Genomic DNA, 13,689 nt, shown 5'->3' with positions numbered 1-13,689 from the left:
TTTCATAAGTTTTTCAATTCTTGAATCATTTAATCTTTCAATTCACAAAAATCAATTTTTCACCAAATCTAACGTTGTTTGATATAAATCTGTTTTGTTCATTTTTGCTTTCAGCCACGCGTAAAAACTCATCACAAAAATATCTTCTTCTACACGACTTTTCCATTCAAAAGAACTTTCTACGGAAGTTTTAAAAGCTTCACTCGTTACAGTTTCAGGCGCGTGATAGTATTGTTTTACAAATTTTAAAAAGGTAATGACACGTTGTTCGCCAGCTTTTTTCAAAAATGGATAGTATTTTCGTTGGAAACTTGTAAATCGCGAATCAACATACGAAATATTGCCCAATTCGATGTGTAATAATAATTCAATTAAGTTCTTCTTAATCACCCATTCTACACCAGCTTTTTCTTCGTACCACTTGTCTGTATGATAAAATTTTGCAAAGGTTTGCTGTGCTTTTTTGAATTCGCCTTGTTGAAAATAGAATACAATTAAGCTTAAATGGATGTCCAACATCGCTTCCAAATCGTACTTTTTAACCTTTGCAACTTCTTCCAAAAGCTGAATTGCTTCTGCTGAATTTCCTGAATAATTTTGATTTAACGCCAATAATGTTTGATACGTTAACAATGAACTTTTGTAATAGCGCTGTTTTTGTTTTTGCATTTCGGTATTCATCAAACTTAAATATTGTAAGCTTTCTGCGAATTCTTTCTTTCTAAAGAAAATGTTTGCAATCAAATACAATACCTTGATGTGATAAAATAAATGTTTGTCGGTTTGTTTCAATCGGTTGGAAATGTCTTTGTAATTTTCCAACAAAAATGGCGCTACGTTAAAATAATCTTTCGTTACAGAAGCTACTGAGTTTACAATTTGCGCCAATTGATACAACGATTTATAGGACAACCCGATTTCTTGCGAAATTTCAAATCGCTCATAGGTTTGCTGAATTAACTTTTGAAATGATATAATTTCTCCTTGATAAACGACTTTTTGCAGGTTTTCTTTGATAACTGCATACGCCATATTTAACTTTTCTTCCTGTAAAAAATCCTTCTGATTTGCCGTAAATTTTGCAATTATCGTTTCTAATGGTGGTGCAAATGGTGTCGTGTGCGCATATTGTATTTGTGTGTGATAGACTTCATTCAGTAATGAAAAATGCAACGATTCACGTGCTTTCTTTTCTGCTTTGTCCAAAACTTTAAAAGCTGTTTTAAATTGTTTTTGTTGCAATAGGTTTCGAGCGACTAATACACGTTTGGTAATATCGAGTTCCACGGAAACTTCATGCGTCAAACTTTGTGTTGCCATAAAATCGAGTAACGAACTCCACAGACGTTTCCGCAATCCGTGATAGGCCGTTTTATTATCTTTTCCGTATAACTTTTTGGGAATTTCTTTTCCAGGACAATTCGCCAATAACAACTTAAACAATTGCACATTCTTAGTGTCATGTCGTTTGTTCTTATACGTAAGGTATTTTATAAATTCCTGTTGTTCTTCCGTTGAAAACTGAGAAATAATTGTATCAATTGCAATCATTATATCGGCTGTTTTTAAATATTTAAATAACTATTAATCAATTATTTAAATATTATTTATCACTATAAATATAATCCTTTTTTATGAAAAATAGAGTTTTGTAGCTAAAATTCCGATCGCATATTTGTCCTGTAATTAACAAACAAAAAATCAAGTAACATTTAAAAATACCATTATGGAAAACCAAACATTTTTAAGTTCAGAAGAAAAAACAAAGAAAAGTTTACCTTCTAAAAGAGAAGAAAAAAATCCTTTTAAGCCAACACCTGCATTTATCTCTGCATCTTGGGCAGCATTATTTATCGGAATGGTTGCGTATTGTGTCGGATTGTGGAACGCAGGCATGGAGTTGAACGAAAAAGGATATTATTTTACCATTTTACTATTCGGATTGTTCTCCGTCGTTTCCGTTCAAAAATCTGTAAGAGACCGAATGGAAGGAATTCCTGTGACAGATATCTATTATGGAATTAGCTGGTTTACAACAATTGCTTCCGTACTATTATTAGTAGTCGGATTGTGGAAAGCTGAATTGGAATTGAGCGAAAAAGGATTCTACGGAATGTCGTTTGCACTGAGTTTATTCGCATCTGTTGCCGTACAGAAAAATACTAGAGATTTACATGGATTAAAAAATCAAGAAGCTTAAATGTTGGTTGATTACCAAGAACCTCGTAACACAATGATGATTGTATGTTGTTGCGAGGTTTGTTTTTAAATTTTAATCTATTTCTAAATGAGTAAGCAAGTCTATTTACTTTTAGCACACATTATAATATTTATCATTTCCATTTTTGGTCTTATCCATTTACATAGCTTTGAAGGAAATGACATTATAGAGATTATAACCGCCATTTTTCACTTTTTATTAGTGTTAAGTTTTTATCTAGTTAGTGGTTATCTTATCACAAGAAAAACAGAAAAATTTCAATTAAAACAATATTGGATTATAACTTTTATTGGAATTTGTATTTGGCTTGCCGCTTTTATTAACTCACCAACAGATCTAAATTGGAAAAAAGGAAATGATGGTATATTATGGTTCCTTTACAGAATATATGTAGTTCCAACGGAATTACCCTTTTGCTTTTCTGATTACTTTAAAACACATCAACTAAATACGGTTATTCGTCATGTTTTTTTAATATCCTTTTCTATAATTCCATCAGTAATGCAAGCTATTGGAGGCTTTTTAAAGACGCAAACGGTTTCACAAGAATCCAAATTATGAATTTAAAAATTACAATCTTACTTATATTTATTTCATTGACTTGTTTTAGCCAAAATAAAACTATTGTTCCTGGCAAATTTTTCAACGTTATTGAGTTGGGTTATTCCACTCGTCCTGATGTTTTAAAAAATTATCAGGCAGAAATTATCAAAGATACTTTAACGTCCGATTGTCCGCATACAGATCGTTGTGGAGATTATTATGGAAGTTTGAATTCTCTTTATATTGAACGATTGGGAATTTTGTTTCAAACAAATCATGAAACTCAAGAAATTGTTCATAAAGTACATTTGTACAAACCTTTTGCGGGAACAATTAATGATTCCATTTTTATCGCATTGGGAAAAGTAACTGTGGAAGATATTTATAAAAAATATCCGAAAGCAAAACTGACCACGACCAATGCAAAACAGTATTGGATTATAAAAACTCCACATGTTTCATTTTTAGTTAACAGACTTTCAACAGACAACGATTATCCTATAAAACCTACTGAAATTAATGATCGATTGATTTACTGTGTCATCATAGATAAAAAAATCGGATACAATTCAGGATATACTGATGAAGGCAAAATTCCGCTTTATGCACCGAAAACAGAAACACACAGAAATTCGTTTGTTCAAAAACATAAAGGTGGTTTGCATTATATTTTTTGGTCAGATACCTCCAATTACAAAGCAGTGAAAAACGGCTATTGGAAAGAATTTCATCCAAATCATGTATTGAAGGAAGAAGGAAATTATAAAAAAGGAAGAAAGAAAGGTGTTTTTAAATATTATGACTTGAATGGAAAACTTATTAAAACAAAAAAACATCGTCCATTTTTATTCTGGTAAACACACGAACGATATTATAAATTGATATATTTAAACTTATTTCATTGAAATTATGAGTTCAAAAATTACAAGAGCGTTGCCTGAATTGGTCGAAAATGGCATTATTACGGACGAGATTGCTCAAAATATAAAAGCTTATTATGCAACTTCTGAAGAAGCTGGCTCCAACAAATTGTTCACGATTTTCGGAATTTTAGGCGCTACTTTAGTCGGATTGGGAATTATTTTAATCATGGCGCACAATTGGGACAATTTTTCAAAAGTCACCAAACTTGTATGTGCCTTTTTACCAATGATTCTCGGACAAGTAGTATTAGGCTACAGCATTTTTAAAGATAAAAGCATGGCTTGGAAAGAAGCCGCAACTGCATTTCTGTTTTTTGCTGTTGGCGCATGTATCGCATTGGTAAGTCAGGTATATCATGTTTCAGGCGATGTAGAATCGTTTTTATTGGCGTGGATCGTACTTTGTGTTCCGCTTCTGTATGTCACCAAATCGAAAACCGCCGTTATATTACACTTAATTTTTATCACGTATTTTGCTATTGAAGCTGGTTATGGTCGTTCGACCACCATTCCGCATTTATATTTTGTATTGCTAGCATTGAGTTTGCCACGATATTATCAAATGATTCAATCAAAAGTTCCATCGGCAGTCACAAACATATTGCACTGGTTATTTCCGTTGAGTGTAATCATTGCGCTACCAATTTGTATAGATCATAGTGAAGGAGTCGGTTTTCTCATGTACGTTTTGCTATTTTGTGTTTTTTATGGCATTGGACAACTTCCGTATTTTAAAGACAAATCATTAATTCAGAACGGCTATCGTTTTTTAGGCTCATTAGGAACCATTATTTTACTTCTTATTTTGAGTTTTAAATACATTTGGAAACATGAATTTGATGATGTTCAATTTTATTCTCTAGAGTTTTTATCATGTGTCATCTTATTCATAATTGCAAGTATTCTTCTATATTTCAACAGTAAGCACCAAAACTTTAAAATGATGAATCTGTTCAACTTCGTATTTATAGTTTTTGGAATTATTTTTATGATTGGACTTTTTAATGCAATAACGGCAACAATTCTTGTAAACATTTTACTATTTATCTTGGGAATCACAGCAATTAAGCTTGGCGCGGATACATTTCACTTTGGTATTTTAAACTATGGAATGCTGATTATTGCGGCACTTATTACTTGTCGTTTTTTTGATACGAATATTAGCTATGTCATGCGTGGACTTTTATTTGTCCTTATTGGTGCAGGTTTCTTCGCCACAAACTACATCATGTTTAAAAAACAAAAACGTAAAGCACAGAAAAAATGAAAAAAACATATATATACATCCTTTTTGGAATTATGGTTGTGGCACAAATTGCTGCTTCCGCACAAACAATTTTTAAATACGAACAAACCATTGCTTCAGACAATGTATACAAATTCAGAACTGCACCAATTGATCCAAGTGATCCGTTTCGCGGAAAATATGTAACCTTGCGCTTTAACATTAGTTCGTATGAAACAGATGATGAAAGTTTACAGTATAACAATGATGTATACGCGTATTTTTCGAAAGATGAAAATGGATTTGCTGTACTAGAAACCTTATCAAAAGAATTGTTACCTAACAGCGAATTTGATTATGTAAAAGTAGAAACAAGCAGTCATTATGCTGGAAAAGTTTATTTTGATTTGCCTTTTAGCACTTACTATATGGAAGAATCGAAAGCGTATGATGCAGAGCGTTTGTATTGGGACAATAATAGAGACAGCGAAAAACAAAATGCATATGCAATTGTCCATATTAAAGATGGTACACATGTATTGACCGATGTAATTATTGATGGAAAATCACTGAAAGATGCCGTTGAGAAGTAACTTTTTCAAATTATCAGAACTATGAAAGTACTTTTGCAGAAAGATTGGAAATATACCTTTTTCATTAATGATGTTGGCACATATACATTGACTGTCATTTGTGGAATGATTGGTATTTATGAGATTGAACACAAACTAACTCCTGAAGAAGTAGAAAAATATAAAACCGAAGGCGAATCTTTTGTAGATGCTTTGGCAAGTACTATTAGTTATTCGCCTAGTAAATATTTATAAAATAAAAAGGAGTTGCCACAATTCTACAAACTCCCGACAGAGATATATTTATAATCTTCCAATTCGGTAAGTTTTTCAATTCGTTTGGAGCTTCCGTTTTTGATTAAGTAAATCACATCAGAAACTTCGGTAATTTCTCGATATAAATGATCGGTAATAACAATCATTTTGTGTTGCTTTTCTACTTGCATGAGTTGCTTGATTGCTTCTACTTGCACAGGCGAAATGTGCGAAAAAGGTTCGTCGAGCAAAATGATGCGTGAAGGCGTTTTTAACGTCAAAAATACTTCTGCAATTCTGCGTTGTCCGCCAGAAAGGTTTCCAAATTTTTGTGATAAATTAAAATTTTCTTCAACAAAGAAATCATGAAAATCTGTTTCTGAAACGTCATACAATTGCAACGCTTTCCGAATGGATAGAAACTCAGGAATAAAGTTATGTTGTGGCAAATATTTGACAATTCCGGTTGCATACAGCTTCTGCCGAATCACAGTTCCATCAACTTTAATCAATTTGTATTTTGATTTGAGCGAACCAAAAATAATCTTCAACAACGTACTTTTTCCACAACCATTGCTACCTAAGATTCCTGTAATTTCACCTTCTTCCGCCTTCAAATATACACCGTACAATATTTGAACGCTACCGTAATACTTTTCTATGTTGTCAACTTCCAACATATTAACTAAGGATGAATTGCAGCAGAAACACATCTACAGTAGTGAAAAAATAAAGTAACAATAAAATCGTACGATTGCGCATGCCAAGATTGTATAAAAAATATAAGGTGCTATGATCGTTCATTTTTTTAGTGATGAAAAACACCATGGGTAAGATCAATTTTGCAACAATCACAAAAGGCAATATGGAAAGTCCAGATAGATGACACACCACATACATAACGGTTAAAAATATGGAAAGCACTAATAATTCGCGCGCATAAAAAAAGACATATGTAATGTATTTCATAGTTGGTTGTTGATGATTCTCAAAGAAAAGAATTTCAGCAAATAAGAATCGTTAACGAGAACATAAAGACTGTTAAACAATTGCCAAAAAGAAAATTTTATTAAACCTTTTCCAATTACAAAAGTCCTAGAAGCAAATATTTAAAAGAATAAAACACATGAAAAAAATCATTTATGCATTGGCGATATTATGTACTTTAAATGCAGTTGCACAAGAAGGTCACGATCGCAAAGATAGAAAAGAACGAAAGGAAATGAAGAAGGATTTTATGCAAGATTTGACTCCTGAACAACAAGCAACGTTACAGACAAAGAAGTTGACATTAGCTTTAGATTTATCAGATAATCAACAACAACAAATTTTAGCTTTAAATACCGAAGTTGCTAAAACACGCAAAGCGAAAAGAGAAGCACACAAAGCAAAAAAAGAAAAAGGAGAAAAACCTACTGCTGAAGAACGCTACCAAATGCTGAATGAACGCATGGATGCCAAAATTGCATACAAGAAAAGTATGAAGAAGATTCTTTCGACTGAACAATACGAAAGATGGGAGAAAATGCAAGCCCGCAGAGGAAAAGGCAAAAAAGGAAAGAAGGGAAAGCACAAAGGTAGAAAGCAGTAAACACGAAGAAAGAGAAGTTAAAAAGCTTCTCTTTTTTGTTATTTCTAGACAATTTTAGTAATATTGAGTTATTATTTAGCTAACACCAACCAACAGTTATGAAAAAATATATTACACTACTTACTTTTGTATGTATTTTATTTTTAGGAATGAACACTGCTACAGCGCAGGAAACTCCTGAAATTAAAGCAAAAATGAAAACCCTAGAACTAGCGAAAAAAATAGAGCTTTCTGATGCGCAAGTGAAACAAGTTTACACGATTTATTTAGCGTATGTAAAAGAAAATCGCGTTGATACCGAAATTGCTTTAGATAAAGTAAGAAGTCAAATCAGCACTATTTTAGAACCTGGACAACAGAAAAAATTCAAAGCTAGTTTTGTGAAAGACAAAGAACGTCAGCAAAAATTAGAAAGAGGACGAGGTTAAGAATCATAAATCCTCTCCACAAAACATAAAAGAAAAACTCGGCAAATTGCCGAGTTTTTTTATGAGTTTATTTTTTAAATAAAATGTCTAAGCAACATATTTACAATTCTCCAGCAACTTCTTTTACTGCTTGAATTGTTTTGTCTAAATCTTCATACGACAACGCATCTGATAAAAACCAAGTTTCAAAAGCCGATGGCGCAATGTAAATTCCTTTGTCTAACAATCCGTGGAAAAACTTCTTAAACGAATCGTTGTTTCCTTTGGCAGAAGACGCAAAATCAATTACAGGTTCTTCACAGAAATGTACGGAAATCATGGAACCAATTCTATTAATTTGATGCGTTACGTTTGCGGCTGTCAACACCTCAGCAATTCCTTTGTGTAAATATTCAGTTTTCTTTTGCAAGCTTGTAAATATTTCATCTTTCGCATTCAATTCTTCCAACATTGCCAATCCTGCTGCCATTGCGAGCGGATTTCCACTCAAAGTTCCTGCTTGATATACTGGTCCTAACGGCGCCAAATAACTCATAATTTCTTTGCGTGCGGCAAAAGCTCCAACGGGCAATCCGCCACCAATCACTTTTCCAAAGCAAACAATATCTGCGTGTATGCCAAGTAATTCTTGCACGCCACCTTTTGCCAATCGGAAACCAGTCATCACTTCATCAAAAACCAGCAAAATATTATGTTCGTCACACAATGCGCGCAAACCTTCTAAAAATCCTGCGACAGGCGGAATACAACCCATATTTCCTGCAACAGGTTCAATGATAATACAGGCAATTTCGCCTTCATTTTGTAAAATAATTTCTTTTACATTTTCCAAATCATTGTAACGTGCTAGTAAGGTATCTTTTGCAGTTCCTTGGGTGACACCTGGACTGTTTGGACTTCCAAAAGTCACAGCACCGCTTCCTGCTTGAATTAAAAAGGCATCGCTATGTCCGTGATAACAACCTGCAAATTTTATCATTTTATCTTTCCCTGTGTAACCTCTTGCCAAACGAACGGCGCTCATACACGCTTCTGTTCCGCTATTTACAAAGCGAATCATATCGATATTTGGCACCATAGAAACTGCCAATTCAGCAATTTTCGTTTCAATTTCGGTTGGCATTCCAAAGGAAGTTCCTTTCTTGGCTTTCTCCACAACAGCATCAATCACAGGTTTGTGTGCGTGACCCAAAATCATCGGTCCCCAAGAATTAATATATTCTATATATTGCTTATCATCTTCATCAATAATGTAAGCTCCTTTTGCTTCTTTTACAAAAATTGGCGTGCCACCAACGGCTTTAAATGCACGAACAGGTGAATTTACACCGCCAGGAATCACTTTTTGTGCTTCCGCAAATAACGCACTGCTACGTTTATATTCCATGTCTGTATGTTCTATTTTTTTTATTTGACTAAAAATCTTTTGGAAGTGGTTTTACAAACAATACTTGTCCCACAAAAATTTCATTGCTTTCAAGTCCGTTTAAAGATTTTAATTTTGCGACAGTTATCTTGTGTTTTCTAGCAATACTGTACAATGTATCACCTTTTGAAACTGTGTAACGATCGTTATGTGTCGTTACTTTTTTAGCATCTTCAGGTTTTTTCCCTAAAACTTCAGCATCATATTTATACAATTCGTACCGTTCAATCAATGCGATGAGTTTTTTAGGATATTTACGATCGGTTGCGTATCCTGCCTTTTTCAATCCTTTTGCCCAACCTTTATAATCGTCTTTTGGCAATTTAAACAAACTTGCATAACGCGATCTTCCCGTTAAAAACAATGAGTGATCGGTAAAGGAATATGCAGGATTGGCATATTTTCTAAAACATTCCTGATCTTCATCATCATCATGATACACGCGTTGTCCTTTCCAACCTCGGTGACATTTGATACCGAAATGATTGTTAGAACGCATGGTCAACTCACCTTTTCCAGAACCTGATTCCAAAATTCCTTGTGCTAGCGTAATACTTGCAGGAATTCCGTGAAGTTCCATTTCTTTTTTAGCCACTTCGCTATACGTTTCAATATATACGACCGTCGCGCTCTTGTTAGAATTTTTAACTGATTTTGGTGTTTTTTCAGGTACTTCAGGAGTAGTTTCCACCACAACAGGTTCTTTTTTAGGTGTTGTAGTTTTGACAACACGCGTAGTTTTCTTTGTTCGTTTTTTCGTTTTAGAAACACGTTTTTGTGTTCCGCAACTCGATAAAATCAATAAACCCAAAAGTGTATAAATAAGTTGTTTCTTCATTTGCTTATTCGATCGTTTTTTGTCCTTTTCGTTGTAATTTCTGGTTCATCCCTTCAATTCCTTGCAAACCACCAGAATGAATTGCTAAAATACGGTTTTGTTTGGCAAAATGTCCATTTTTAATCAAATCTATGATTCCATAAAGCATTTTTCCTGTGTAAATTGGATCTAGCGGAATGTTTGTTTGTTGTTTAAATTGATTGATAAACGTGACCAATTTGTCTGAAACTTTCCCGTATCCGCCAAAATGATAATCAGTTATCAACTTCCAATTTCGTTTGTTCGTGAGTTTTGAAATTTCTGCTGCTAAAAAATCACCTTTCAATGCTGGAAAACCTAGTATTTGTTGGTGTGAAAACGCGCCATTGCAAATTCCTGCGATTGTTCCGCCAGTTCCTACAGCACAACAAACTGTATCAAATTTTTGTTCGTTTTCCGTGATAATTTCAGCACAACCTTGAACCGCTAATGCATTCGTTCCGCCTTCTGGAATATTATAGAAACGTCCAAACTCGTCCGTTAATTGTGCTAAAAATGTTTCAGCTGTTTTTTCGCGATACACTTCACGTGTCACAAATTTAAACTGCATGCCGTTTTTCTGAGCAAACTTTAAGGTTGGATTGCTGTCAATTTTGTGGATTAATTCTTCTCCTCTAATAATGCCGATAGTGTTGAATCCGTGTAACTTTCCTGCGGCGGCAACTGCTGCAATATGATTGGAAAATGCGCCACCAAAAGTCAATAATGTATTGTGTTTTTCTTTTTTGGCTTTCGCCAGATTGTACTTGAGTTTCCTGAATTTATTCCCAGAAACAAACGGATGAATTACATCTTCTCGCTTTACAAATAAGCGCACATTTGTAGTAAAGTTTAGTGTAACTTCTTGTATGGGTATATTTTCTGTTTCAAACTGCATTCAGCATACAAAAATACCGTAAAATTTGGAAATTACTTTTACTTTTTTCCTGACAAAAAATGTACAATAAAAAATTTCTACCACATATACCGCAAAAATTGAAACAACTTTCGGTTCTTCAAATAATCCAAATCTCTTTCGTTTATATACGCTTCTTGCTCAAAACTTAATGTACGATAGGCAGTGTATCTGTCTCGATAAATACACAGTCGTATCAACCATTCTAACAAATACAAAAAATAAAAAGGTAGTACTAACAATTCTCGTTGTTGTCGCAAATGAATCCGTTCATGATGCATCAAAACATGGTTTTCTTTATCTTTCGCAGATCGCAAAAAGATAAAAGGAAACAAAGTAATTCCACGAAAACCTATTGGCACTAAATATTTTGACACAAAAACCATAACAATAGCCATTCAAAATTTGAGCCAATTTAAGTACCTTTGTAGAAATGAAGAAATTAATTCCCATTGAAGAAGGCGATTTTTATCTTTCGCCCGAAGGTTACAAAGTGTTTACAGCGCAATTTCACCTCAAAAGAGGCTATTGTTGTGAAAGCGGTTGCAGACATTGTCCGTACGGATTTAATAAAAAAAGAAAATAAATTTTCATGGATCTTATCTTTATGAAATATAAAAAAGCTACTGCACAATTTCATCGTGTAGATATTCGCTATCCTTAGTATGTATTGAAACATACATGCTTTTACAATAATGAATAACTATACAATTAATTTAAAAAATGACAGTACAAGAACATATTTTACAAGGAATTCCAACCGAATTACCCAATCCAAAACCATACGATCCAACGATCAATCACGCACCAAAGCGTAAAGAAATATTATCGCCCGAAGAAAAGAAACTTGCATTGCGAAATGCACTACGTTACTTTGACAAAAAACATCACGAAGTTTTATTGCCCGAATTTAAAAACGAACTCGAAACCTATGGAAGAATCTATATGTATCGTTTTCGTCCTGATTATAAAATGTACGCGCGTCCTATAAACGAATATCCAGGAAAATCAACACAAGCAAAAGCAATCATGTTGATGATTCAAAACAATTTGGATTATGCCGTAGCGCAACATCCGCATGAATTGATAACCTACGGCGGAAATGGTGGCGTATTCCAAAACTGGGCACAATACTTATTGGTAATGCAGTATTTGGCTGAAATGAACGAAGAACAAACTTTGGTGATGTATTCTGGTCATCCACTCGGCTTATTTCCTTCGCATAAAGATGCTCCAAGAGTTGTAGTTACCAACGGAATGATGATTCCAAACTACTCACAACCTGATGACTGGGAAAAATTTAATGCACTTGGCGTGACACAATACGGGCAAATGACCGCAGGAAGTTACATGTATATCGGACCGCAAGGAATTGTACACGGAACAACAATTACGGTATTAAACGGCGGACGAAAAATTTCCAAAAATGGTGAAGGTTTGGAAGGAAAACTATTTGTTACCGCTGGATTGGGCGGAATGAGCGGTGCGCAACCAAAAGCAGGAAACATTGCAGGTTGCATCACGGTGTGTGCAGAAGTAAATCCGAAAGCTACCGAAACACGTCATTCACAAGGTTGGGTTGATGAAGTAATCCATGATTTGGATGAATTGGTAACTAGAGTCAATTCCGCAAAGGCAAAAAAAGAAGTAGTTTCCATCGCATACCAAGGAAACATTGTAGATGTTTGGGAAAAATTTGATGCAGAAAATGTGTATGTCGATTTGGGAAGCGATCAAACTTCGCTACACAATCCTTGGGCTGGCGGTTATTATCCTATCGGGCTTTCCTATGAGGAATCTAACGAGATGATGGCGAACAACCCTGAACTTTTTAAAGAAAAAATACAAGAAACGTTGCGCAGACACGCTGCAACTGTAAACAAACATACTGCAAAAGGAACCTACTTTTTTGATTACGGCAATGCATTTTTGCTAGAAGCTTCACGCGCTGGTGCGGATGTCATGGCAGAAAATGGAATCGATTTCAAATACCCAAGTTATGTGCAAGACATTATGGGACCAATGTGTTTCGATTATGGTTTTGGACCTTTCCGTTGGGTTTGTGCATCTGGAAAACCAGAAGATTTAGCCAAAACAGATCAAATTGCTTGTGAAGTCTTGGAAGAAATTATGAAAGTTTCACCAACGGAAATTCAGCAGCAAATGGCAGATAATATTCGTTGGATAAAAGGCGCACAAGAAAATAAATTGGTCGTTGGTTCGCAAGCTAGAATCCTCTATGCTGATTCGGAAGGACGTATGAAAATTGCACAAGCTTTCAATGAAGCTATTGAGCGTGGCGATATTGGACCTGTGATTTTAGGGCGCGATCATCATGACGTTTCAGGAACAGATTCGCCATATCGTGAAACCTCAAACATTTATGATGGCTCAAAATTCACGGCAGATATGGCAATTCATAATGTTATTGGCGATAGCTTCAGAGGTGCCACTTGGGTATCCATTCACAACGGTGGTGGCGTTGGTTGGGGCGAAGTTATTAATGGTGGCTTCGGCATGGTTCTTGATGGTAGTAAAGAAGCATCAAGACGATTACATTCAATGCTTTTTTGGGATGTAAACAACGGAATCGCAAGACGCAGTTGGGCACGAAATGAAGAAGCAATTTTTGCGATAAAACGCGCTATGGAAGTAGAACCAAATTTAAAAGTAACACTTCCCAATATTGTAGATGATGCTTTGTTGAACTAAAAATAAATAGTAACCCAAAAA

16 protein-coding genes are annotated in these 13,689 nt (G+C 34.6%); 10 read left to right on the top strand and 6 right to left on the bottom strand.

Annotated elements, in window-relative coordinates:
* Window positions 1-51: 51 nt before the first annotated feature.
* A complete protein-coding gene (locus tag KAOT1_RS19710) occupies window positions 52-1,551 on the bottom strand; it encodes a tetratricopeptide repeat protein (RefSeq protein ID WP_007096668.1) in 1,500 nt (499 codons plus the stop codon).
* A 175-nt stretch (window positions 1,552-1,726) separates the two neighbouring features.
* Here KAOT1_RS19710 and yiaA point away from each other — a divergent pair, with 175 nt between their 5' ends.
* The 6 genes from yiaA to KAOT1_RS19680 all read left to right on the top strand — a co-directional run bounded on the left by yiaA (window position 1,727) and on the right by KAOT1_RS19680 (window position 5,739).
* Window positions 1,727-2,200 carry an inner membrane protein YiaA gene (gene yiaA / locus KAOT1_RS19705; RefSeq protein ID WP_007096667.1) on the top strand — a complete coding sequence of 158 codons (474 nt, stop codon included), beginning with the start codon at window positions 1,727-1,729 and terminating at the stop codon, window positions 2,198-2,200.
* Between the two features lie 87 nt (window positions 2,201-2,287).
* Window positions 2,288-2,782: a hypothetical protein gene (locus KAOT1_RS19700; RefSeq protein ID WP_007096666.1), complete on the top strand. Its 495-nt coding sequence runs from the start codon at window positions 2,288-2,290 to the stop codon at window positions 2,780-2,782.
* A 95-nt stretch (window positions 2,783-2,877) separates the two neighbouring features.
* Window positions 2,878-3,621 (top strand): toxin-antitoxin system YwqK family antitoxin, encoded by a 744-nt coding sequence (locus KAOT1_RS19695; RefSeq protein ID WP_238528717.1) that lies wholly within the window; start codon window positions 2,878-2,880, stop codon window positions 3,619-3,621.
* A gap of 52 nt (window positions 3,622-3,673) precedes the next feature.
* Window positions 3,674-4,954, top strand: a complete 1,281-nt coding sequence (locus KAOT1_RS19690) for a DUF2157 domain-containing protein (RefSeq protein WP_007096664.1) — start codon at window positions 3,674-3,676, stop codon at window positions 4,952-4,954.
* A complete protein-coding gene (locus KAOT1_RS19685; protein WP_007096663.1) occupies window positions 4,951-5,505 on the top strand; it encodes a GDYXXLXY domain-containing protein in 555 nt (184 codons plus the stop codon). The genes KAOT1_RS19690 and KAOT1_RS19685 overlap by 4 nt, the downstream gene beginning before the upstream one ends.
* 21 nt (window positions 5,506-5,526) lie before the next feature.
* Window positions 5,527-5,739 carry a hypothetical protein gene (locus KAOT1_RS19680; protein ID WP_007096662.1) on the top strand — a complete coding sequence of 71 codons (213 nt, stop codon included), beginning with the start codon at window positions 5,527-5,529 and terminating at the stop codon, window positions 5,737-5,739.
* 23 nt (window positions 5,740-5,762) lie between these two features.
* Here KAOT1_RS19680 and KAOT1_RS19675 read toward each other — a convergent pair whose 3' ends face one another.
* Entirely contained in the window at window positions 5,763-6,419 is a 657-nt protein-coding gene (locus tag KAOT1_RS19675) for an ATP-binding cassette domain-containing protein (RefSeq protein ID WP_007096661.1), read from the bottom strand.
* A 1-nt stretch (window position 6,420) separates the two neighbouring features.
* Complete coding sequence (locus KAOT1_RS23120) at window positions 6,421-6,708, bottom strand: hypothetical protein (protein ID WP_157560207.1); 288 nt, start codon at window positions 6,706-6,708, stop codon at window positions 6,421-6,423.
* Window positions 6,709-6,865: 157 nt separating this feature from the next.
* Between KAOT1_RS23120 and KAOT1_RS19670 the strand changes: the two genes are divergently transcribed.
* Window positions 6,866-7,330, top strand: coding sequence for a hypothetical protein (locus KAOT1_RS19670; protein WP_007096660.1), 465 nt, complete (start codon window positions 6,866-6,868; stop codon window positions 7,328-7,330).
* 98 nt (window positions 7,331-7,428) lie between these two features.
* Window positions 7,429-7,758 (top strand): hypothetical protein, encoded by a 330-nt coding sequence (locus KAOT1_RS19665; RefSeq protein WP_007096659.1) that lies wholly within the window; start codon window positions 7,429-7,431, stop codon window positions 7,756-7,758.
* A 100-nt stretch (window positions 7,759-7,858) separates the two neighbouring features.
* On the opposite strand, the gene hemL is transcribed toward KAOT1_RS19665, so the two are convergent.
* From hemL to KAOT1_RS19650, 3 genes are read right to left on the bottom strand one after another with little or no spacing between them, the layout of a single operon-like run.
* Window positions 7,859-9,145, bottom strand: coding sequence for a glutamate-1-semialdehyde 2,1-aminomutase (gene hemL, locus KAOT1_RS19660; RefSeq protein WP_007096658.1), 1,287 nt, complete (start codon window positions 9,143-9,145; stop codon window positions 7,859-7,861).
* Window positions 9,146-9,173: 28 nt separating this feature from the next.
* The gene (locus tag KAOT1_RS19655; protein WP_007096657.1) at window positions 9,174-10,022 is read right to left on the bottom strand and encodes a glucosaminidase domain-containing protein; all 849 of its coding nucleotides are present in this window, start codon (window positions 10,020-10,022) and stop codon (window positions 9,174-9,176) included.
* Between the two features lie 4 nt (window positions 10,023-10,026).
* Entirely contained in the window at window positions 10,027-10,938 is a 912-nt protein-coding gene (locus KAOT1_RS19650; RefSeq protein WP_007096656.1) for a 1-aminocyclopropane-1-carboxylate deaminase/D-cysteine desulfhydrase, read from the bottom strand.
* 451 nt (window positions 10,939-11,389) lie between these two features.
* On the opposite strand from KAOT1_RS19650, the gene KAOT1_RS23245 reads away from it, so the two are divergent.
* Entirely contained in the window at window positions 11,390-11,542 is a 153-nt protein-coding gene (locus KAOT1_RS23245) for a DUF5522 domain-containing protein (RefSeq protein ID WP_007096654.1), read from the top strand.
* A gap of 137 nt (window positions 11,543-11,679) precedes the next feature.
* Complete coding sequence (locus tag KAOT1_RS19640; protein WP_007096653.1) at window positions 11,680-13,668, top strand: urocanate hydratase; 1,989 nt, start codon at window positions 11,680-11,682, stop codon at window positions 13,666-13,668.
* Window positions 13,669-13,689 lie beyond the last annotated feature (21 nt).

It is taken from the genome of Kordia algicida OT-1, from assembly GCF_000154725.1.
Lineage (GTDB): Bacteria > Bacteroidota > Bacteroidia > Flavobacteriales > Flavobacteriaceae > Kordia > Kordia algicida.
The sequence above is the reverse complement of the archived record's forward strand: the minus strand, read 5'-3'. Positions and strand labels throughout refer to the sequence as shown.

Bases quoted from the DNA above. Each gene is read 5' to 3' on its own strand.
- KAOT1_RS19710 (WP_007096668.1), bottom strand. From the start codon at position 1,551: ATGATTGCAATTGATACAATTATTTCTCAGTTTTCAACGGAAGAACAA.
- yiaA (WP_007096667.1), top strand. From the start codon at position 1,727: ATGGAAAACCAAACATTTTTAAGTTCAGAAGAAAAAACAAAGAAAAGT.
- KAOT1_RS19700 (WP_007096666.1), top strand. From the start codon at position 2,288: ATGAGTAAGCAAGTCTATTTACTTTTAGCACACATTATAATATTTATC.
- KAOT1_RS19690 (WP_007096664.1), top strand. From the start codon at position 3,674: ATGAGTTCAAAAATTACAAGAGCGTTGCCTGAATTGGTCGAAAATGGC.
- KAOT1_RS19685 (WP_007096663.1), top strand. From the start codon at position 4,951: ATGAAAAAAACATATATATACATCCTTTTTGGAATTATGGTTGTGGCA.
- KAOT1_RS19680 (WP_007096662.1), top strand. From the start codon at position 5,527: ATGAAAGTACTTTTGCAGAAAGATTGGAAATATACCTTTTTCATTAAT.
- KAOT1_RS19675 (WP_007096661.1), bottom strand. From the start codon at position 6,419: ATGTTGGAAGTTGACAACATAGAAAAGTATTACGGTAGCGTTCAAATA.
- KAOT1_RS23120 (WP_157560207.1), bottom strand. From the start codon at position 6,708: ATGAAATACATTACATATGTCTTTTTTTATGCGCGCGAATTATTAGTG.
- KAOT1_RS19670 (WP_007096660.1), top strand. From the start codon at position 6,866: ATGAAAAAAATCATTTATGCATTGGCGATATTATGTACTTTAAATGCA.
- KAOT1_RS19665 (WP_007096659.1), top strand. From the start codon at position 7,429: ATGAAAAAATATATTACACTACTTACTTTTGTATGTATTTTATTTTTA.
- hemL (WP_007096658.1), bottom strand. From the start codon at position 9,145: ATGGAATATAAACGTAGCAGTGCGTTATTTGCGGAAGCACAAAAAGTG.
- KAOT1_RS19655 (WP_007096657.1), bottom strand. From the start codon at position 10,022: ATGAAGAAACAACTTATTTATACACTTTTGGGTTTATTGATTTTATCG.
- KAOT1_RS19650 (WP_007096656.1), bottom strand. From the start codon at position 10,938: ATGCAGTTTGAAACAGAAAATATACCCATACAAGAAGTTACACTAAAC.
- KAOT1_RS23245 (WP_007096654.1), top strand. From the start codon at position 11,390: ATGAAGAAATTAATTCCCATTGAAGAAGGCGATTTTTATCTTTCGCCC.
- KAOT1_RS19640 (WP_007096653.1), top strand. From the start codon at position 11,680: ATGACAGTACAAGAACATATTTTACAAGGAATTCCAACCGAATTACCC.